Annotated in this window: 21 protein-coding genes; 20 read left to right on the top strand and 1 reads right to left on the bottom strand. The window is 47.9% G+C overall.

The window, feature by feature from the left end; genetic code table 11:
• Window position 1 precedes the first annotated feature (1 nt).
• The 11 genes from MKY66_RS28640 (at window position 2) to MKY66_RS28590 (ending at window position 9,276) form a co-directional block, all read left to right on the top strand.
• Window positions 2-1,000 (top strand): glycosyltransferase, encoded by a 999-nt coding sequence (locus MKY66_RS28640; protein WP_076216815.1) that lies wholly within the window; start codon window positions 2-4, stop codon window positions 998-1,000.
• A gap of 53 nt (window positions 1,001-1,053) precedes the next feature.
• Window positions 1,054-1,338, top strand: a complete 285-nt coding sequence (locus MKY66_RS28635; RefSeq protein ID WP_076216814.1) for a hypothetical protein — start codon at window positions 1,054-1,056, stop codon at window positions 1,336-1,338.
• Between the two features lie 111 nt (window positions 1,339-1,449).
• Window positions 1,450-1,611, top strand: a complete 162-nt coding sequence (locus MKY66_RS28630; protein ID WP_017691697.1) for a hypothetical protein — start codon at window positions 1,450-1,452, stop codon at window positions 1,609-1,611.
• A gap of 98 nt (window positions 1,612-1,709) precedes the next feature.
• On the top strand, window positions 1,710-3,791 hold the full coding sequence (locus MKY66_RS28625; RefSeq protein ID WP_076216813.1) for an ABC-F family ATP-binding cassette domain-containing protein: 2,082 nt from the start codon (window positions 1,710-1,712) through the stop codon (window positions 3,789-3,791).
• 274 nt (window positions 3,792-4,065) lie between these two features.
• A complete protein-coding gene (locus MKY66_RS28620; protein WP_083657402.1) occupies window positions 4,066-4,533 on the top strand; it encodes a hypothetical protein in 468 nt (155 codons plus the stop codon).
• On the top strand, window positions 4,533-4,817 hold the full coding sequence (locus MKY66_RS28615) for a hypothetical protein (protein ID WP_076216812.1): 285 nt from the start codon (window positions 4,533-4,535) through the stop codon (window positions 4,815-4,817). The genes MKY66_RS28620 and MKY66_RS28615 overlap by 1 nt, the downstream gene beginning before the upstream one ends.
• 4 nt (window positions 4,818-4,821) lie before the next feature.
• On the top strand, window positions 4,822-6,222 hold the full coding sequence (locus MKY66_RS28610) for a glutathionylspermidine synthase family protein (RefSeq protein WP_076216811.1): 1,401 nt from the start codon (window positions 4,822-4,824) through the stop codon (window positions 6,220-6,222).
• On the top strand, window positions 6,204-6,608 hold the full coding sequence (locus tag MKY66_RS28605; protein WP_076216810.1) for a DUF350 domain-containing protein: 405 nt from the start codon (window positions 6,204-6,206) through the stop codon (window positions 6,606-6,608). The genes MKY66_RS28610 and MKY66_RS28605 overlap by 19 nt, the downstream gene beginning before the upstream one ends.
• Window positions 6,609-6,853: 245 nt before the next feature.
• Window positions 6,854-7,801, top strand: a complete 948-nt coding sequence (locus MKY66_RS28600) for a nucleoside hydrolase (protein WP_036671600.1) — start codon at window positions 6,854-6,856, stop codon at window positions 7,799-7,801.
• 161 nt (window positions 7,802-7,962) lie between these two features.
• Entirely contained in the window at window positions 7,963-8,292 is a 330-nt protein-coding gene (locus MKY66_RS28595) for a PadR family transcriptional regulator (RefSeq protein ID WP_017691704.1), read from the top strand.
• Between the two features lie 6 nt (window positions 8,293-8,298).
• The gene (locus MKY66_RS28590) at window positions 8,299-9,276 is read left to right on the top strand and encodes a permease prefix domain 1-containing protein (RefSeq protein ID WP_076216809.1); all 978 of its coding nucleotides are present in this window, start codon (window positions 8,299-8,301) and stop codon (window positions 9,274-9,276) included.
• Window positions 9,277-9,345: 69 nt separating this feature from the next.
• Here the strand turns inward: MKY66_RS28590 and MKY66_RS28585 are convergent, their stop codons facing one another.
• Window positions 9,346-9,873, bottom strand: a complete 528-nt coding sequence (locus MKY66_RS28585; protein ID WP_083657401.1) for a heme-degrading domain-containing protein — start codon at window positions 9,871-9,873, stop codon at window positions 9,346-9,348.
• Window positions 9,874-10,051: 178 nt separating this feature from the next.
• On the opposite strand from MKY66_RS28585, the gene lspA reads away from it, so the two are divergent.
• The 9 genes from lspA (at window position 10,052) to MKY66_RS28540 (ending at window position 20,296) form a co-directional block, all read left to right on the top strand.
• Window positions 10,052-10,543: a signal peptidase II gene (lspA, locus tag MKY66_RS28580; RefSeq protein ID WP_076216808.1), complete on the top strand. Its 492-nt coding sequence runs from the start codon at window positions 10,052-10,054 to the stop codon at window positions 10,541-10,543.
• Between the two features lie 483 nt (window positions 10,544-11,026).
• Window positions 11,027-12,265, top strand: a complete 1,239-nt coding sequence (locus MKY66_RS28575) for an extracellular solute-binding protein (protein WP_256704376.1) — start codon at window positions 11,027-11,029, stop codon at window positions 12,263-12,265.
• 24 nt (window positions 12,266-12,289) lie between these two features.
• Window positions 12,290-13,156, top strand: a complete 867-nt coding sequence (locus MKY66_RS28570; RefSeq protein WP_036606633.1) for a sugar ABC transporter permease — start codon at window positions 12,290-12,292, stop codon at window positions 13,154-13,156.
• Window positions 13,156-13,983: a carbohydrate ABC transporter permease gene (locus MKY66_RS28565; RefSeq protein WP_036606635.1), complete on the top strand. Its 828-nt coding sequence runs from the start codon at window positions 13,156-13,158 to the stop codon at window positions 13,981-13,983. Before MKY66_RS28570 ends, MKY66_RS28565 begins: the two co-directional genes overlap by 1 nt.
• A 339-nt stretch (window positions 13,984-14,322) precedes the next feature.
• On the top strand, window positions 14,323-16,086 hold the full coding sequence (locus MKY66_RS28560; protein WP_083657400.1) for a sensor histidine kinase: 1,764 nt from the start codon (window positions 14,323-14,325) through the stop codon (window positions 16,084-16,086).
• Entirely contained in the window at window positions 16,076-16,870 is a 795-nt protein-coding gene (locus MKY66_RS28555) for a response regulator (protein ID WP_076216806.1), read from the top strand. Before MKY66_RS28560 ends, MKY66_RS28555 begins: the two co-directional genes overlap by 11 nt.
• Window positions 16,871-16,984: 114 nt before the next feature.
• Entirely contained in the window at window positions 16,985-18,304 is a 1,320-nt protein-coding gene (locus MKY66_RS28550; RefSeq protein WP_076216805.1) for an extracellular solute-binding protein, read from the top strand.
• Between the two features lie 30 nt (window positions 18,305-18,334).
• The gene (locus MKY66_RS28545; protein ID WP_036606643.1) at window positions 18,335-19,216 is read left to right on the top strand and encodes a sugar ABC transporter permease; all 882 of its coding nucleotides are present in this window, start codon (window positions 18,335-18,337) and stop codon (window positions 19,214-19,216) included.
• A gap of 216 nt (window positions 19,217-19,432) precedes the next feature.
• Window positions 19,433-20,296 carry a carbohydrate ABC transporter permease gene (locus MKY66_RS28540; protein ID WP_047841074.1) on the top strand — a complete coding sequence of 288 codons (864 nt, stop codon included), beginning with the start codon at window positions 19,433-19,435 and terminating at the stop codon, window positions 20,294-20,296.
• Window positions 20,297-20,442: the final 146 nt, after the last annotated feature.

The following is a 20,442-nucleotide window of genomic DNA, read 5'->3' as shown; positions in this document are numbered from 1 at the left end:
CTTGCGTAAAGTCGGACTTGTTATGCGTAAAATTCAATTCACGGAAGCACAGGGGCCACGCGTATTTGCGGATCGGCTGAAGCAGATTGGTCTGGAGCTGGGCGTGGATATTGTGTTCATCTCGCCGGAACGTCATGTCAGCGGATACGACTGGTTGCCGGGTTATGAGCATGAGAAAGGTGACCTGGTGAACTACGATATCGTGCTGGATCAGATTCATAGTCAAAATATAGAGCATGTTATCTACACCGTATCCGGGTTTACGTTTTTGAAGATGTTCTTACCGAAGAGTGTATTGTTCCCGCACAGTTTCCCCGATCCCGCGCTGACGGGATATGAGATGATGAAGCCATTTTATACGATGGTGGATAAAGCAATTGTACAGACCGAGTTTTTGAAAACAGAACTGGGCCGCAATTTCGGTGTACATGACGTGAACGTCATTCCGATTGGCTTTAGTGAAGAGCTGGCGCACCGGCACTATGACCCGAGCCAGGTCGTGCATAATCGGGTGCTCTGGATCGGTAGGGATGAAGCGAACCGTCGACCGGATCTAGTTTTGGAATATGCTCGGCAGAACCCGGACAAGGAAATATATATGGTGTTTGGCGGTGTACGCTATAAGGAAACCATGAAGAAGTACGACATTCCTCCCAACGTGAAGCTTAAGTTTGCGCTCACGCAGGATGAGATATTTACGTTGATGAACTCATCCAAGGTGTATTGGAACTGTTCGGCCTTTGATACGTTTGCGATGCCTCTGACGGAAGCGATGGCGATGGGCAAAATGGTTGTGAAACCGGAGCATGCCTGCTACGGGCACATTCGATCCACGCATGCCTTTGCAGGCAACGAGGATAACTGGTTTGAACTGGTGAACATGGCTGCGGCTGCGCCGCGCAGTGTGTCAGAAGACAACCGGGAGTATGCGTTTGGTGCTTTTTCGCGCACGAAGATGAAAGAAGGGTACCGGAACTTTTTCTCGGATTGGTTGAAGTAACGTAAGGTATGTAACAAAGGGCTTAATCCATCCAGCAACAGGAGGGGAACCTTATGGAAGTACTGATCTTGTGGACATTGGGAATGTGGGCGGTGCAGCTGCTGATTGAATGGCTTATCTACCGGTTGCAAGGACGACGAATGACGTGGGTACAATATATATTGCCATGTGTGGCCTTGCTTGGCGGTGCCGTTGTAATCATGATCAGCATCGATATTGGCGGGTGGAACGGCATCGGATATGCCCTGCTCGGCGCATCACTGGGTACCTCGGGAATGTTAACACTTATTACGGTGGCGATCAGGGATGTAATGCTTCGGCGACGGGGCAGGGATTAATCAGAGCAGTAGCTACTGTGGAGTAAGGATGAATTGGGCGATGGGCTGGTTGCAGGGACACAGCCTTCTGTGATATATTGGCATTAATTATGACAAGGGAGGTGAAGACAGGTGAATCACGAGATGCTTAACAACCGTATTAGCCAGCTGCCGATTGCTATGGCTGGCATTGTTCATACTTTTCTGACCAACGGGAGAAGTCTGTCCAATTTTGAATATACGGAAGTTAACATTTGCGAGAAGATGCCTGCCTTGACCTCATTCGGACGATAAGCGATAGTGCTTGAATTCTGAAGGGCCGTGGAGCTAACCTCCTGCGGCTCTTTTTGTGTTGCGGTCAGGATCTTCCATACCATAGGAGGAACCTTATTATGATGATGATTAGCGCGCAACAACTGACTCAATACCACGGAGCACATCTGGTGCTGGACGGCATTACGTTTGAAATTATGGAAGGTGACAAGGTCGCCCTGATTGGCCGCAACGGAAGCGGCAAGACCACACTTATGCGCCTGATGGCAAGACTGAACAAGCCGGATGAAGGGCAATTGATGATCAAGAAAGATACACGAATGGGATATGTGGCTCAGGTTCCAGAAGGATTGGATGACCATACCGTACTGGATGTACTAAGTCTTGGATTCAAGGAGCTTATGATATGTCGCACGCAAATGAAGGAAATGGAGCAGCAGATGTCCGATCCGGCATGTGCAGCAGACCCTGATCAATTGGAGCGCCTGTTGAAACGCTACGCGGCACTGCAAGACCAGTTCGAGCGTGAGGGTGGATACGAAATGGATGCCCGGATCGATCAGGTGGCGGACGGTTTGGATATCGCCAAGGCACACTATGGTTGGCGCTTTGGTTCCCTGTCCGGTGGGGAGCAGACTCGGGTGGTGCTGGCTTCACAGCTAATTGTAAGACCCGACCTGTTATTGCTGGATGAGCCGACAAACCATCTTGATCTGGAGCGGGTTGAGTGGCTGGAAGGATTTTTACGTGAATATCTCGGTACCATTGTCCTGATCTCGCATGATCGCTATTTTTTGGATCGGGTCGTGAATCGAACACTGGAGCTGGAGGATGGGGAAGCGGAAACGTCTGCTGGCGGTTATACGGAATATATGAAAGTAAAGGAACAACGGCTGTTGCAGCAATTCGAGGAGTTCAAGGAGCAGCAGAAGGTTATCAAGAAAATGAAGGAAACGATCCGCCAGTTAGAGGAGTGGGGCCGGGTTGGTGGGAATGAAAAGTTCTTCCGGCGGGCCGCTTCCATGCGCAAGGCGCTGGAGCGGATGGAACAGGTGAAGCGTCCTGTACTGGAGCGCCGCAATGCCGAGTTCGATGTGCGTCCTACGGATCGAACGGGAAAGCGGGTAGCAATATTGGAACAGGTCGAGAAGAGCTATGGCGAGCGTGAAATCCTGCGCGGAATCTCGGGTCTGCTGGAATATGGGGATAAAATTGCACTCATTGGCCGGAATGGTTCTGGCAAGACGACCCTGTTCAAGCTGTTGCTTGGTGACGAGCAACCCAATGCGGGCAAGCTGGAGTGGGGGGCGCGTGTGGATGTCGGATATCTGGCTCAACAGGAGGAACCCACGAATCCAAAGCTGAACGTACTTGAATACTTCCGTCTGGAAGCGGGTGTGGAGGAAGGCGAGGCTCGCGGGATTCTGGCCCGATATCTGTTCTATGGAGCGGATGTATTCCGCTCTGTTGGGCAATTATCTGGTGGGGAATGGACGCGTCTGCGGCTAGCTCTTCTGGTGCAACGTAAACCCAATGTACTGCTGCTCGATGAGCCAACCAACCATCTGGATATCGCATCGAGAGAAGCGCTGGAAGAGTCGCTGGTTGATTTTGAAGGGACCGTACTTGCCATCTCACATGATCGGTACTTCGTCAATCGCCTCGCTTCCCGTGTCTGGGAACTGGAGGACGGACAGATGACCGCTTATCTGGGAGACTATGAGGCGTATCGTGAGAAGAAGCTTGATTTGCAAGCTCGTGCGGCGGTGACAACTCAGGCTACAGCAGGCGTGGGCGTTTCTTCTCGTGGGAATGCCAAGTCAGAGATGAAGTCAGGGTTAACGTCCGCGCCCGGCGGGACTGCCAGATCAGGAAAGAAACCAGAAACAAACTCGACAATGAACGGTTCCACTGTTGCGGCTCCCGATGGAAGTCGTGATTATGAAGTTTCCACAGGATCAAGCAAGGCGTTGACCCCTTCGGCAACAGCTGCATCGAATCATAGAAGTGGCAATGGCAACAAACCGTCTGCGGAGAAGCTGGAACAGACGTTGGCTCGTCTTGAGGCACAGATTCAGGTGCTGGACCAACAGCTGGAAACGGTGGAGAACAATCCGCTTGAACTGGAACAAATCTGGAATGAACGTGAGCAATTGTCCAATGAATACAATGATGTATTGGCCCAGTGGGCTGAGTTATAAGTCAGAATAGTATAAGCATAAGATTAAACAAGTGCGGTCGGAGAGTCTTCTCCGGCCTTTTTGAACTGGATTGCGTACCAAAACAAAAGTAGAAAACAGTATGTTATTTCCTGCTTCGTTAATCGGAGAACGAAGGTAGCCAACATGTTCTTTATTACATGTCATGGTGAATAGTGTAACTTTTTTCCTTCTGATGCGTTAAATACGTTTGTATGAATTGAAACGGCTCACCTAAGAGCTCGCAAAAAGGGAGGTTATCGGTATCTATTATTCATTGACTTATCGGAGTTGGTCGGATGATCGACAGGCGGAGACGGGGGTGCTGGAACAGACTTCAGTCACACGAGATGAACTGTTCATGCGCAAACTGGTGGATGCTACCTTGGTGAAAAACAAACTCTGGGCGCATCTGTCCAATGAATGCCAAGATGGGCGGGAACATGCAGTATATGTGACGGCGTATGACCAACAGATGCCGGACGAGTACGGTGCAGCCATTGCGGATGCTGCGCTGGCGATGTGCAAAATGTCTTCCATGTATAGCGCAGAGTATATGCTGTGGAATGGAAGTTCATTTCAGGAGTTGGAACTCACAGCGTCATCCACTTATACAATGGAGCTTGCCGAGCAACTGCTGGACCATTACATGGTTCGCGGTGGCAAGACGTATGAGTTCCTGTATTCTGTGCTAGATGCGGATCGTAAGAAAGTATTGTTTTATATGAAAGAGGTGGATCTGTGATGAGTGACCAAGAGCGGGGGCAAGCATCCAAACCCGGATCGAAAGCAAAGCTGGTTGCTTTCTCCCTGATGCTGGCGGTTCCTGCCGTGTTATCCGGTTGTGGCAGCAACAATGATGAATGTGACCCGGAGTATGATACCGGATGTGAATATGATTCCAGCAGTGGGCACTATTACTACGGTGGGTCGTCGTATCGAAGCAACAAGGACAGTAACAGCTCCTATAGCAAACCCAAGTCCAAATCAAGCGGCTTCGGTAGCTTCTTCCGCAGCTCGGGAGGATAACCGGATGAGGCAAGTGGTTCAACTGCCGTTAAGTCACGAAGAGGTATTTCAGGGTGAAACGGAACAACAGATTCCATATCATCGAATGTATGGGAAACAATATTGTGTGCCTGCATTAACGGTTTATTCTCCCTCGGAGGTACAAGAGCTGCGTACCGCAGCCGAGGCGGTAGACGGCATTTACTGTAAAGTGATGCGATTTATCCAGCAATATATGCCGGATTCTTTTTTGGAGCATCAGCTGGGTATCCATCCGGGGCTTATTCCGGCAGCACGTATGGAGTTGGTAACTGGAGGCATTACCCGTCAGGACTGGATTATTGGAGAAGCTGGGCCGAAGTGTATTGAAAATAATACGGACACTCCAACGGGCATACCGGAGGCTGCTGCATTGGAAAATATCCTGGTCGGTCTTGCTGAGGATGCTGCGCTAACTGCACCATCTGCCGAGATGGATACACTTATTCGGGAGTGTTTCAGGATATGGCTGGAATTCTATGCAGAGCAGGGATTACAGGGTCCGGTGACATTCACTTCTTTTGGCGAACATGTCGAAGATCGAACAAATACGGAATACCTGATGAAACGTTGTCAGGAAGCTGGATACGAAGTCTTCTATGCTGCACTTGAGGAACTGGAGATTGTTCCAGGGGAGGCGCTTTACCATCAGGGTCGGGAGATTAACCTACTGTATCGCCTTTATCCACTGGAGTATCTGATTGATGATCGGGATGAGACGACAGGGGTGGAGATTGGTGCTGAACTGCTTGAACTTGTACGTGATGGACGACTGGGCCTGATGAATCCGGTTCAGCATGTACTGATGCAGAGTAAAGGCTTCATGGCGGCAATCTGGTCGCTCTACGAGCGGAACGAGCAAACTCCGGAATATTGCGGGTTTACCCTCTTTGATGAAGCAGAGATGGACGTGATTTCCCGATATCTGCTGCCCACCTATTTTTCTGCTGAGCCTTTCGAACTGAACGTCATACCATATGTAGCCAAAAGCTATTGGGGGCGCGAAGGTAGAGGAACGCTTTTACTGGATGGAGGAACGGACAATGCCCCTGGAAAGCAGGATACGGAGCATCCTCTTAACGAGGCGCTGGAATCCAATCTTGCATCTGGGGCAGCAGACGAGGATGAAGAAATTACAGCTTATTACGAAAACCAGCCCAAAATCTATCAGCAGCTGGTTCCGATGGAACAGGCCGTGATCGAGACAGAAGATGGAGCGTACAGTGGTTATCTGCTTACAGGGGTGTTTGTTATCGGTGGACGTTTGGCTGGGTTGCTGCCACGGGTCGGGGAGAAAGTAACTGGAGATATGGCCTATTATTGCGCGGCTACAGTTCGTGAACGGATGAATGATGAGGAGGAGAAGGAATGGAGAACTTGGGATTGAACTTGCTGAATGTTGCGGTGGGTATAGGCATTCTGCTGGTGGTATTGGTGTGTGGATATTTCGCTTTTAGCAAATTGACCCGGTATGACGATAGTGATGAAATTGCCAAAGGTAACGAAGCGGCAGGCATGTATATGGGCAGTAAATTGCTGGGACTGTGTATTATCGTAGGCATGGTGTCTTTCTCAACTCATTCGTGGCTGGATATGCTACTGTGGTCGGCGCTTGGAATTATTGTGTTGTGCCTGGTCTATATTATATTTGATTTCCTTACGCCTAAAATGCGAGTATGCGAAGAAATCGCACGAGGCAATATGGCAGTAGCACAGCTGCTGCGTTCGATTATCATTGGCGTTTCCATCGTCATCGGTACATTTTTGATGTAAAATAGGCCTAGAGATAAACGATAATTTAGAATCAATATAGTGTTTACACGAAAACGAAGAGGACAGAAAAAATCTGGAGAAGCGAAGCGTTCGCCTTTATCATCTGATTTTTACCTTTGAAAGAAGGTATATAAAAAAATCTGAGGGTAACAGCGATCTTAAGATTGTTCTGTTCGCAGAGTTATTAAGTGTAATGTTGTATTTTGTTCTAAATGAATATCAAACGGAAGAAGGAGCGCGGCATCATGAGAAGAGTCATCATCGATACAGATACAGCAGGAGACGATACGATTGCGATCCTGACGGCATTGCATCACTTTCAGGTGGAGGGCATTACGATTACGGGCGGTAACGTACAATTCGACCAGGAGGTTGAAAATGCCCTGTACACGGTACAGGTTGCTGGACATGGCGGCAAGGTGCCTGTGTATAAAGGTTGCGAGCGTCCGCTAATGGCCTACGGTAAAGCTCAGCACCGCACAGTGGAAGACGTACATGGCGATGATGGCATGGGCGGCGCGCATTTCCCGAAGGCGGATCAGCGTCCCGAGAGCGGGCATGCGGTTGATTTTATCATTGAGAAGGTGCATGCACATCCGGGCGAAATTGAACTTCTGGCTATTGCTCCACTGACTAACATTGCGATGGCAATTCAGAAAGACCCCACGATTATTCCAGAAATTGCTCACCTGTACATCATGGGTGGAACGAATAATGCACTGGGTAATATCACACCGGCGGCGGAGTATAACTTCTACGTGGACCCGGAAGCAGCGAAAATTGTACTTCATGCGGGCATTCCGATCACGATGGTTGGTTGGGAGATGTGTACTCAATATTCAGTGATGGACGATGACGATCATGCAGAGATTGCAGCTCTTGGTACATCCGGTGCTGACTTCTTCACCGCAATTAACAAAGTGGTCATGCAGTTCAACAAGTCGGTACATAAGCTGAATGGCACCACTCATCCGGATACGTTGCTGATGGCTGTAGCCGCGGATGAATCCATCATGACCAAGTCGGGTCAATATTATGTGGATGTGGAAGCGGCAGGAGAACTGACACGTGGATACAGCGTGGTCGATATCAACGGACGTTTTGGCAAAGAGCCCAATGTACGTGTATGTGAGGCCATTGATCGGCCAAAATTCAAATCCATGCTGCTGGATGTTCTCTCAGCGATCCAATAAACGCAAGAATTAAATTGCAGGAACAAGAAGAAAATCCGTGCCCTATCCCAGGTACGGATTTTTTATTGCCCATTTTTGGCATAACTACTTCACCTGTCGTAGTAAATTGTGCTATACTTTAACTACTACGACAGATGAAGTAATGAGGAGGAGTATCTTTTGTGATCAGCAGTGACGTTATACGTGGCTACAATGATACGCTGATCCTCTACATGCTGCTCGAAGGGGAGTCGTACGGCTACGAGATTTCCAAGAACATCAGGCAGCTGACAGAGGAAAAGTACGTCATGAAGGAGACGACATTATACTCGGCCTTCACCCGATTGGAGAAGAACGGTTATATTGAATCGTTTTACCTGGATGAGAATAGTTTGGGAAAGCGTCGTACCTATTACCGGATTACGCCGCCCGGCCTCGACTATTACAGAGAAAAGTGTGAGGAATGGAAGGTTACGCAGGAGGTTGTTAATCTATTTATCAGGGAGTTGTGACGGAACATGGAGACAATTATGGTGTATCTGGAGAACATGTTTGCTGGTCTGCCGAAGACACCCGAGGTGGAGCATCTGAAGCAGGAGCTCCTTTCGGGGATGGAAGATAAGTACCTGGAGTTGAAGCGGGAAGGCAAGTCGGAGAATGAAGCCATCGGTATTGTGATCTCAGAATTCGGTAATATCGAGGAGCTAACTGCAGAACTCGGTATTCAACCAGTCAGTGCGGAAGAGGCAGTACCTGTGCTGACGGAAGAAGAAGCCTACGCATATACCACTGCAAAAAGAAATGCCGGATTTTGGATCGGGCTGGGTGTTTTATTGTGCGCGTCGGGTGTGGCGTTTCTGATTTTCATGGATACTTTATTTGAGAACTATGCCACTTCAGCTGCAAACCGTTCGGTGGAAACGGGGGCTGTACTGGGCCTGATCGGCATGTTCGTGCTGATTGCCATTGCGGTAGGCATGTTCATTCACAGTGGCATGAAGCTTGAACGCTTCAGTCATATGGAGAAGGGTTTCCAGCTTCCTTATACACTTAAAATGAGTATTCAGCACAGTCGTGAGAGCTTCGCTCTGACTTATCGTATAGCCATCATTACGGGTGTCTGCCTGTGCATTCTGTCTCCTGTGTTTATTTTCGCAGCCTCCTCTATCAATGATAACTACGCCTCTTATGGTGTATCTGCCTTTATGGTTATGGCTGGGGTAGGAGCATTCCTGTTTGTATATTACGGTAATATTCAGGGGGCTTACACGAACTTGCTGGAGAAGCACCAGTTGACGGTAGAGAAGAAGCAAGAAGTAAAAATTGTGAGAGCCGTGGAAGCGATTGTATGGCCGCTGGCGACAGCCATCTTCTTGTTCACAGGCTTTGTATATCAACGGTGGGATATTAATTGGGCTATATTCCCGATTACAGGCATTCTCTCCGGCAGTTTTAGCAATGTGTACCATATTATGAAAAGTAAAAATCCGTCCTGAGCACCGCTTAAGCTAGTAAAGCCCACTTGATCTATATTAATCAGGTGGGCTTTTTTTGCTCCATTTAATCTAATCTTGCCGCAACAAAAACGAACGGATGCCAGTCGTAACCAGAACATGGTCTTCCTCATCAGGCAGACCCGATACTGTAATGGTACCGACCTGTCCCTCATTTTCCAGAATCAGCGGGAAAGCGCCACCAGCCAGTACATAGTCCGATGCAGGCAGATTGAGGTCTTGCTCAAGTGTCTGGTTTGCGCTTCTCAACCTCAGAGCTGTATGCCAAGAGCTGGAAGAGAAATGATTCACCACGTTGTTCTTGCGGCGAATCCAATCTTCGTTGTCGGGATGAGTGCCTTCCATGGCGTGCAAAAAGAGACGATGTCCCTTCAGGGTAATGTCGATGGTCACGGCTTGGGAACGACGCTTCGCTTCTTCAACTAGATGCAGGCCAAGGTTAAGCGCCGTTTCAGAATCAAATGTGCCAAATACCAAGTCCTTTTCTTCCTGTTGCATCTCCTTTAATTTCTCTGTCGTGGTCAGGTTCAAATTACAGGCAGCCCCTTTACGTATATGATTGATGTCTACATTCGACATGGATTGGTACAGTACCTTCCGAATGCAGACTGCACGATGTTAGTCGACGTGATAAGTTTGGTTGAAGATGACTTATTTGGAGACCGTACATCGGCTGTGTTAAAGTGAAGGGAACCTAATATACAAAACTCTTAAAGTTAAAATAAGTTATCGCTCAGTAGGCAGGAGGAGAAGCACGATGCTGTTTTATTTTGTAGCACTGCTGGTGACTTTGGTGGATCAGGGAACCAAAATTGCAGTGAGAATGTATATGGAAGTTGGCGACGTGATGAGACTGGGTGACTCTGGCATGCAGTTACAGCATTACGAGAACAGTGGAATGGCTGGTAGCATGTTTCAGGGGAATGCGCGTCTGTTCGGTGTGATTGCTGTTCTGTTCATAGCGGGTATGCTGTATTACCGGAGTAAAGGTGAGATTCGCGGTTTCTGGATGCAAGCTGGCGCGGGTTTTATGGTCGGTGGGGCTTTAGGAAATGCGATCGATCGATTTATCTATGCCCGGGTAACGGATTTCCTCGTGTTTCCGTCAGGGCGCGGGATTTTGAATCTCGCTGATGTCGCAATTAACATCGGTGTGGTCATGATCATCATTGGCATGTTGATTCGTGCATATCAGAGTTATCGAGCCAAGCGTTTACGTAATGCATTGCCGAAAGCAGAACGTTCGTAATAGGTTGGATAGAAGCGTTACAGTGACTGAACATAAGCTTAATAAATGAGGGACATTGGATACCATCCAGTGTCCTTTTTGTTATGTCCGATTCAGGTCATGGGAAGAACTGCCTTGATTCATTTTGATCGAAACCGTTTTAGAAATAACAAAGACTTATATCATCCATTCAGATTGAAGTCGGTTTGGAAGGATTAACCAAATGGTTATTTTACCATTTGAATGGGTAAATTTCTACGTATATAAAGTGAAACTAAGATATACACGAACACGGAGAGTGCAGAACCAATCTGAAGAAGCGCAGCTAAAAGCTTTCTGAAAGAAAGCTGCTTCGAAAGCATACGCTAAAATCGGATTTTCCCTTTGAGGAAAGGAATCAAAGGGAAAATCTGGGGATAACAACGATCGGAAGATGGTACTGCAATCGGAGTGACACTGTGTAAATCACATTAGTTCAATTTATAAAGCTGAGGGAGGTACAACATGAGAACAACGCTTACCAAGGCTCTCGGGACAATGTTGCTGTGTGGAATGATGGCTGTACTTTTATCTTCCTGTACCAGTGGAGATAGCGCGAATGGCAAAGTGCAGATTGAATTTTTCCAGAACAAGCCTGAAGCCAAAACAACCTTTGATGAATTGATCAAGACGTTCAACGCGCAGCATGACGATATCCAGGTGACCCAGGTGAATCCGCCCGATGCGGAGACAGTACTGAAGACGCGTGTCGTCAAAAATGATATACCGGATATTATGGCCATGGGTGCAACCGACACCTATTCCATTCTGGCTCAGAGTGATATTTTCACCGATCTGACGGACAGCTCATTACTCCAGACGATTGATCCGAACTACATACAAATGCTGAATGATCTCACAGGCATGGACGAAGTGACTGGTATTCCTTACGCGACTAATGCAAACGGCATCATGTACAACAAAACGCTGTTTAAGGAAATGGGATTGGACGTGCCCAAGACGTGGGATGAACTCATTGCAACCGCCCAAAAGATTAAGGATGCAGGTGAGACTCCATTTTACTTCACATACAAGGATGACTGGCAGACGAGCCTGCCGTTCAATGCACTAGCCTCCAATCTGGTTGGTATTGATTTCTACCAAGAGCGGCGCGATAACAAAGTGACGTTTAAGGAGAAATACCGCGAGGTAGCTGAGAAGCAACTGGAACTCATGAAATACGGTCACGGCGATAACTTTGGTAAAGCTTATTCGGACGGTAACCGCGCTTTTGCTAACGGTGAAGCTTTCATGTATATCCAGGGAACCTGGGCCATCTCGGAGATTCGCAAAGCGAACCCGAATGTTGACATTGGTTTCTTCCCATTCCCTACGGGCAACGATGCAAGCAAGATCAAGCTGGTGAACGGGATCGACTCCCTGTTTACCATTGCGGCGGACACGCCTAATCGCGAACAGGCAGAGACGTTTATTGCGTTTCTATTAGAGCCTGAAAATATCGGAAGATATATTGACGAACAGACGCTGTTCTCTGCGGTAGAAGGCGTGAAGCAGGATGATCCTGCCGTACAGGAATTGATGCCATATATCGAGCAGGGCAAAGTTATTGACTTTCCCGATCACTATATCCCGGCTGCCGTGCAGCTGAATTCCATCGTACAGTCCTTTTTGCAGAACCAAAACATCGACAACTATCTAGATACACTCGACAAAGAATGGGACAAGGTTGCTAATCGGCGCTAAGCCTTGTCAGAAGGAGGATGGAGTATGAACAAGCGTATCGCACCCTATTACTGGATGACGGTTCCGGCGGTTGTATTGTTCTTTGTATTTATGACGCTGCCGGCCCTCCAGGGCATCTATTATTCATTTACGAATTACAACGGATTCGGGAAAGAGTATGATTTTGTTGGCTTCAAAAACTATTTCAACCTGTTCCAAGATGACAATGTAGGCAACGCCTACTGGTTTACGTTCAAGTTCGCGATCGTGGTGACGATCCTGACCAATATCCTGAGCCTGCTCATTGCACTTGGGCTGAATGCCAAGATCAAGTTCCGTAACTTTTTCCGCGGCATCTACTTCCTGCCCAATATTCTGAGTGTACTGATCGTAGGTTACATATTTAACTACCTGTTCTCCAACGTATTCCCGATCTGGGGACAAAATCTGGGCATCAATGCGCTATCCACCAACATTCTCGGTAGCGAGAGTCTGGCTTGGATTGGTATCGTCATTGTTGCAGTATGGCAATCCGTGGCCCTGAATACGATTCTGTATTTGGCTGGTCTGCAAACGATACCAACAACACTGTACGAGGCATCCAACCTTGACGGCGCAGGCAAATGGCGTGAATTCTGGAGCATTACTTTCCCGCTTATTGCCCCGTTTTTCACCATTAATATGGTGCTGGCGATGAAAAATTCACTTATGGTCTTCGACCAAATCGTAGCCTTGACCAACGGTGGTCCCGGGCGGGCGACGCAGTCCATCTCCCACTTGATCTACACCGGCGGATTTGAAGGCGGCGAATATGCATATCAATCTGCGAACTCGGTTATTTACTTCATCGTTATTGCGGTGATTTCAATTCTGCAAATCCGGTTCCTGCAAAGAAGGGAGATGGATCTGTAATGAGAAGCCGTACACGAATTAATTGGCTCGTTATGCTGCTTGTTGTGCTGGGTACCCTGTTTATCCTGTTCCCATTGTATATGACCGTTACAATAGCTTTGAAAAATCCGGAACAGATGGCCCAATCGGTCTTTGCCATTCCGACGACACTTCACTGGGAGAATTTCGCGAGGGCCATCGACATGACAAACTTCTTCCAATCGTTCCGTAACAGTGCAATCGTTACCGCATCAACTGTGCTCTTGACGTTGCTCAGTAACTCGATGGTGGCCTATGCGATTGCACGGAATATGGAGAAACGCAAGTTTTTCAAAGGACTATATTATTACTTCGTCAGCGCGATGTTCATTCCATTCCCAATCATCATGCTGCCGATTGTTAAGCTGACCGCATCGCTGGAGATGACAAATCTGGTAGGTCTGATCCTGCTTCACACGGTATATGGTCTGGCATTCAACGTATTTGTGTATGTTGGATACATTCGGTCCATTCCGGTAGCGCTGGAGGAAGCGGCGTTTGTGGATGGGGCGACAACTTGGGGCACGTTCTGGAAAATCATTTTCCCGCTCATGGCGCCAATCAGTGCCACGGTTGGTATTCTGACTTGCCTGTCCACGTACAATGACTTCTTGCTGCCACTCATTATTATCAGTGATCCGGGACAGTACACGCTGCCGCTGGTACAGTATGTATTCCAAGGACAGTTCAATACCGAATTTAACCTTGCGTTTGCATCCTACCTGCTCGCGTTGCTGCCGATGATTATCATCTACCTGTTTGCACAGAAGTGGATCATCAACGGGGTTACACAAGGGTCTGTAAAATAACTGAAGATGTGTCACAGAAAAGAATATGTGTGAAGAGATATGAACAAAGAGAGGTGGACTTTAAAAGTCCCCTCTCTTTTTTTGATCCTTGTCATTTAACGTTTGGGAACTCTTCGGGAGGATTGATTAACCTGTAAAACTATGCTATTTTTTAGTCGTTAGTTTAATCGGTAAACAAAGACTAAGAGAGAAGAAGAGTAAGATTCATTTCTGCAAGCGCTTTAACGAGAAGAACTGAATACGTAGATAAATCCGGCATCGTTTGTACCCAGTCTTCAAGAGCACGGGCGTAAGGTGGTGGGTTCTTTTACATGCCAAAAAGAGAGGAGAATGGGGAAGTTGCACGGGAAAAAAGGACATTTTAACTCACTTCGGAATCAGATTTTCATTGGTTTTGTTATGGTGATGCTTGTTGTTCTGCTGCTCGCAGGTATATCGGCTTATGATCGGGTAGCTGACCTGCTGAAAAGCAATGCGGAGAAACATATTCACCAAACCGCCGTCCAAGCCAGTGGCAGATTGGATGCACTCATTGCACAAGTGAATTCGCTGACCGCCCAGGTGGCGGATGATTCATACGTGCAGCGTCTGCTCAGCGATGAGAAACAAGGCAACCCGGCGACCTTTAATCAGCGCCAAGCTCTCTTGCAGATTGCAGGCAGTTACCAGTCTTTCATTAATGGCGCGCAGAGTATGGAGATATACACTACGGGTTATAACCGCATCTTTCCGATGGATGACCGATCCCTCGATCTCAGAGTGGAGCGCAACTGGATCAACCTGGCGGATGAAGGAAAAGGCAGACTGGTATGGGCAGGCGCTGACCCTGAAGATCCGGGTGTGCTCCTGGCTATTCGGCGGATTAACCTACTGGATCATTCTTTCGAACACGGAGGTTATGTGGTGGTGCGGATGCAGCGTAGTTTTTTTCAACTCAATGATTCGAATGGGGCAGATGGTTCGCAGGACTCTATCATGCTCTTGGATGGGGCAGGCGAAGTGGTGACTTCTGATCTGGAGATTAATCTCGATCCCAAAGCCATATTGGACAGCGGATCAGTCGTGCAGAACGGGGAGGAATCCTATATCGTCGTCCGGCAAAAATCGGAGTTAACGGGCTGGACACTTGCTGTCCTGACCCCGCTGCGGGAGACAACGGAAGGTGTATCCATCCTGAGAACGGCGCTGCTCGTCTCGGGAATGATTGGTGTTGTTCTATTCCTTATCATGTCCTTCTTTCTTTCAACGATGATTACACGTCCGCTCATCCGCCTGATGCGGGCCATGCGTAGTGCACAGCCAGGAGCAATGAGACCTAATCTAATGGTCAGCTCTACGATGGAGATCAACGAACTCAACGACGTGTATAACCAGATGGTCTACAGGCAGAACGAATTGACCCGTGTGGTTCATGAGAAGGAAGTCATGCAGTCCCGGGCCGAGCTGAAGGCGTTGCAGTCTCAGATTAATCCCCATTTTCTATTCAACACCCTAGAAGCCTTCTATTGGTCCCTTGAGGAGAAGGGAGACGAGGAGATGGCACGTATGGTTGTGGCGATGTCCCGATTATTTCGCTACATCATCTCCAGTTCGCAGCAGGATGAATGGGTTACGATTGCTGACGAGCTGGAACACGCTGAGCGTTATCTTCAAATTATGCAGATGCGGTTGGGAGAGAGAATGCAATGGGAGATTCAGCTGAGTGATACGGTGCGTAAGGTCGCAATACCGAAACTTCTTATACAGCCCTTGGTCGAAAATGCGATTCTTCATGGGATTGAAAGTAAACTGGGACCGGGAAAAATAAGCATCCATGTGGATGCTTTGACCGAGAAAAATCTGGTTCGCATTAAGGTTCGGGATGATGGTCCCGGTATGGATGAATTACGGCTTCAATCTGTCATTCATACTTTACATGGCGGGCCGGCTGTGTCCAAGAAGGGGACAGGTGTAGGTCTAATCAACGTACATCGGCGACTGATGCTTTACTTTGGCAGCCAACTTGGTGAACGTTGTAAGCTTTCCATAACAAGTAAGGTTGAGGAAGGAACTGTCATTTGCTTTGAGATTCCCATGGGAACGGAGGGTGCATATGATTCATGACAAAACAATTCTTATCGTGGATGATGAGCCACGTACAAGAGAGGGTATTCGCAAAACACTGGAAGGATGGTCGGCAGGACGAAATCACATTCAGACTGCAGAAAGTGGCGTCGAGGCCGTGGAATGGCTCAAGAAAAAACCGGCAGATCTGTTAATAACGGATGTTCGCATGCCGGAATTCTCTGGCTTGTCTCTGATTGAAGCTATTCAGCACTTTTCGAACAAGCCTGTTGTCCTGATTATGTCGGGGCATGCCGATTTTCAGTACGCCCAGCAGGCCATTAAGCTGGGTGTTGTGGAGTATATGTTGAAACCGATTGATAAGGAACAGTTGCTGCAGACCGTCGAAAAAGCCCTAAAGTTCAGCGAACAACAGCGACGTATTCAAACGATGCAAGAAATGGTTGACCCCAAGCTGCTGGATGTTAAGGAGCGCGGAGAACAGAGGCTCAATAGCCAGATCAGTGAAGCTTTGACCTATGTGGATACTCATCTGGGTGAACATGTGACCATGCGTGAAATCGCTGATTTACTCCATCTCAACTCCAGTTACTTCAGCGTATTGTTTAAGGAACAGATCGGCATCAATTTTAGTGAATACCTTACCCGCAAACGCATTCAACGCGCGAAGGAGTTGCTTGTGCAGACAACGATGCCAATCTCGGAGATTGCGGAACAGGTGGGTTATCAGACGGATAAGTATTTTATCACGGTATTTAAAAGCCTTGAGGGGCTAAGTCCAAGCAAATATCGGCATTCCCTATCTGAGCGAGATAACAAATAACCTCAAAAAAGTGGAGTTTTTCCAAATTGTTCTGGTCTTATAGAGGCAATAGGCCCGTGCTACAATTTGGTTAAAGCGGTTACATTAACCGAAAAAACCAAGGGGGTTGGAATAATGAGAAAAAAGACGATGGCCATTCTTCTGTCATGGACGCTGGTTCTCGCCGTAATTTTATCCGGATGTAACAGTTCAAGTTCGGACGAAGAGGGTGAAACAGGCAGCAACGGCACAGATGGGAAAGTAACCCTCAAATTCATGCACCTCTGGCCAGCAGGCAGCTCCGCACAGCAAAACAAACTGGTCAACGATATCATCAAGCAGTATCAAACGGATCATCCGAATGTAACCATTAAGCAGGAAGTGCTGGAGAATGAACAATATAAGAACAAATTGAAAATCCTGTCGGCATCCAATGAACTTCCCGATGTTGGTGTAACTTGGGCTGCCGGATTTCTGGAGCCTTATGTGAAGGGGAACCTGTTTGCACCGGTCGATGATCTGCTGAGCGACTCGCTGGGCGAGAAATTCATAGCTGGAACAACAGAAGCTTATGCCATAGACGGCAAAACATATGCGCTACCAATCGAGTTGAATATCTCCCCCATTTATTATAACAAAGCCATTTTTGCAAAATATAACTTGCAGCCGCCAGCAACGTACGATGAATTCCTGAGTGTGCTGAAGACACTGACAGAGAACGGTGAGGTGCCGATCGCACTGGGCAATAAAGACCGCTGGACTGGCTCACTCTGGTATATGTATCTGGCGAATCGGTTAGGTGGAGATGCATTGGAAAAGGCCATCAATGGCTCTGGCAAGTTTGACGACCCTGCGCTGACTCAAGCTGCTGCTGAAGTACAAAAGCTGGTGGATATGAATGCTTTCAACAAAGGCTTCAACGGGTTGTCCAACGATGAGGGTAAATCCGAATTCATGAACGAAAAAGCTGCCATGTATCTGATGGGTACCTGGGAACTGCCAAACTTCACGACTAACCCGGACATCCCGCAGGAATTCAAAGACAAGATCGGATTTTTCAAATTCCCAACAATGGAAGATGGCAAGAGCGATATTAACAGCTGGGTAGGTGGTCCAGGCGTAGGGCTGTTCGTGGCCCAGAACTCCAAGGTGAAGGAAGAAGCGCAGAAGTTTGTGCAATACTTTGTGGAAAAATGGGGTGAAAGTTCGGTAACTGAAGCAGGCGTCATCCCGGCAACCAAAGTGGATACGGCGGCAGTACAGTTGCCACAGCTCTATATTGACCTGCTCAACGAATTGAATCAGGCCAGCAGCCTTACGCTTTTTGCAGACGTACAGATGAAACCGGCAGCCGCTCAGGCCCATCTTGACATGATTCAGGCATTGTTTGGCAAAGCGGTAACACCGGAGGACTTTGTGAAGAATCATCAGGCTGCAATTGATAAAGGCAATTGACGTACACACGCTTGAAGGGAGGATAATGTGATGGACAAAGTCATGTCCAACCGTCTCGTTGCTGCGTTGTACGTGCTTCCTGCACTGCTTCTGCTGCTGGTCTTGGTCTACATCCCGATCGTGCTCACCGGGTATTATGGGTTGATGCAATGGGACGGGATCGGTGCAATGACCTTTATTGGATTGGATAATTACGCCAGACTTCTTCAAGACGGAACATTCTGGCAGAGTGCGAATCATACCTTTTTGCTTGCTTTGTTCTCTGCGCTGAGTCTGATCGGTTATCTGATGATCGCTTTGGTGCTGTCAGGCAAGATCAAGGGGGCCAATCTGTTCCGTAAAATATATTTGATCCCGATGCTGCTGTCTTCGGTCGCGATCGCCCAGTTATGGCTGAAGATCTATCATCCCAGCAATGGTGTGCTAAACACCTTTCTGGAAGCGATCGGCTTCAGTAATCCGCCAGCCTGGCTGGCGGAGCCATCCCTGGTGTTGTATGCACTGTTCGTGCCGATTCTATGGCAGTATGCAGGCTTCTATATTTTGATCTATTATGCGGCCCTCAAAAATATTCCGGAATCTCTGGTGGAAGCAGCCCGGATTGATGGAGCAAGCCCTTGGCAGATCGCTTTTCGAATCAAGCTGCCCCTTATTACAGAAGTCATCAAGGTGACTGTGGTACTGGCAGTGGTGGGCTCACTCAAGTATTTTGACCTCATCTACGTGATGACCGATGGCGGACCAAATGGCTCCAGCGAAGTGATGGCCTCCTATATGTATCGTCAGGCGTTCCGTAGCTTCGACTTTGGTTACGGCAGTGCTGTAGGGTTCTTCCTGCTCTTGATCTGTCTGCTTGTTACCTGGCTGCTTCGTAAAGCGACAGCATCCAAAGATACGATCCAGTATTCCTGACGCTAGTTCGTGTCTGAAAACTCGCTGAAGTGCATCTTTTACCGCCTTTTCGCCCCCTGCTGCGTCACTTTCCCTTGACGTGCCCCGGCACGCCTGCGGAAAATTTCCTTGCTTGGAACGAAAATTCGGCAAAATCTGCCACCTTCGGAGTTTCCAGACACGCCCTAGTGAAATGAAAGGAGGTCCATCCCGGTGAAGACGGATACGACCGTTAGATTGCCAACTTACCCGGGGACAAGCCGAGGTTCGGCATGGTTAAGGAGATTTGGCTATATTCTGCTGTATTTCCTCTTGTCCCTGGTAGCTTTGCTGCAAATTTTACCTTTGGTATGGCTGCTGTTATTCTCGCTTAAAAATAATCAGGAAGTATTCGACATGGCGCCTTTTTCCCTTCCTGCGACTCCGCGTTGGGAAAACTATGTCAAGGTATGGACAGAGGGAAATATCAGCTTGTACTTCTTCAACAGTGTATGGATTACGGTGGTCTCGGTGGTGGTCACCGTGCTATTTGCTAGTCTGGTGACCTTTGCCATTACACGTATGCGCTGGAAGGGTCGTTCGCTGGTACTGGGACTATTCATGGTGGGTCTGATGATCCCTGTACACTCCACGTTGATCCCGCTGTTCAGCTTGTTCCTGAAGCTTCATCTCACAGATCATCCTTTGTCAGTCATCCTGTCTTATATTGCCTTTAATATGCCAATTACCATTATGATTCTACTTGGATTCTACTACGCGCTTCCCCGGGAAGTGGAAGAAGCCGCAGTGATGGATGGCTGCTCCGTGCATCGGATTTTCTTTCGTATTGTGCTGCCGATGACGTCTTCGGTCATTTCCACAACGGCGATCATCAACATGATTTATAACTGGAATGAATTCATTTTTGTTAATACGTTCATCAGTACAGATTCGTACAAAACCCTGACCGTTGGGGTACAGAACTTTATCGGTCAATATACAACGGATTGGGGAGCCATTGGTGCGACGCTGATGATTAGCATTATGCCAATCCTGATTGCTTTTCTCATCTTGAGTAATCGAATTGTGGAGGGCATTGCTGCGGGTTCTGTTAAAGGTTAAAAGGTTGAGGGTCCAAGGTCCTTCCATTACTTGCTTAAAAGCGAGTTGGGAGGGGCCTTTTTTGTCTTTTAAAACCTCTGGTAAGCGTACGGAAGATGGGCTATATGAAAGCAGTGAAAATACCTATTTATGGAATTACAAAAAAC

The sequence above is a fragment of the Paenibacillus sp. FSL R5-0766 genome (assembly GCF_037971845.1).
Classification (GTDB): domain Bacteria; phylum Bacillota; class Bacilli; order Paenibacillales; family Paenibacillaceae; genus Paenibacillus.
Note: the sequence above shows the minus strand (reverse complement) of the source record. Positions and strands in the feature narration are given on the sequence as shown.

Bases quoted from the DNA above. Each gene is read 5' to 3' on its own strand.
- MKY66_RS28585 (WP_083657401.1), bottom strand. From the start codon at position 9,873: ATGTCGAATGTAGACATCAATCATATACGTAAAGGGGCTGCCTGTAAT.
- MKY66_RS28570 (WP_036606633.1), top strand. From the start codon at position 12,290: ATGAACAAGCGTATCGCACCCTATTACTGGATGACGGTTCCGGCGGTT.
- MKY66_RS28545 (WP_036606643.1), top strand. From the start codon at position 18,335: ATGGACAAAGTCATGTCCAACCGTCTCGTTGCTGCGTTGTACGTGCTT.
- MKY66_RS28605 (WP_076216810.1), top strand. From the start codon at position 6,204: ATGGAGAACTTGGGATTGAACTTGCTGAATGTTGCGGTGGGTATAGGC.
- MKY66_RS28565 (WP_036606635.1), top strand. From the start codon at position 13,156: ATGAGAAGCCGTACACGAATTAATTGGCTCGTTATGCTGCTTGTTGTG.
- MKY66_RS28610 (WP_076216811.1), top strand. From the start codon at position 4,822: ATGAGGCAAGTGGTTCAACTGCCGTTAAGTCACGAAGAGGTATTTCAG.
- MKY66_RS28625 (WP_076216813.1), top strand. From the start codon at position 1,710: ATGATGATGATTAGCGCGCAACAACTGACTCAATACCACGGAGCACAT.
- MKY66_RS28550 (WP_076216805.1), top strand. From the start codon at position 16,985: ATGAGAAAAAAGACGATGGCCATTCTTCTGTCATGGACGCTGGTTCTC.
- MKY66_RS28615 (WP_076216812.1), top strand. From the start codon at position 4,533: ATGAGTGACCAAGAGCGGGGGCAAGCATCCAAACCCGGATCGAAAGCA.
- MKY66_RS28555 (WP_076216806.1), top strand. From the start codon at position 16,076: ATGATTCATGACAAAACAATTCTTATCGTGGATGATGAGCCACGTACA.
- lspA (WP_076216808.1), top strand. From the start codon at position 10,052: ATGCTGTTTTATTTTGTAGCACTGCTGGTGACTTTGGTGGATCAGGGA.
- MKY66_RS28600 (WP_036671600.1), top strand. From the start codon at position 6,854: ATGAGAAGAGTCATCATCGATACAGATACAGCAGGAGACGATACGATT.
- MKY66_RS28590 (WP_076216809.1), top strand. From the start codon at position 8,299: ATGGAGACAATTATGGTGTATCTGGAGAACATGTTTGCTGGTCTGCCG.
- MKY66_RS28635 (WP_076216814.1), top strand. From the start codon at position 1,054: ATGGAAGTACTGATCTTGTGGACATTGGGAATGTGGGCGGTGCAGCTG.
- MKY66_RS28575 (WP_256704376.1), top strand. From the start codon at position 11,027: ATGAGAACAACGCTTACCAAGGCTCTCGGGACAATGTTGCTGTGTGGA.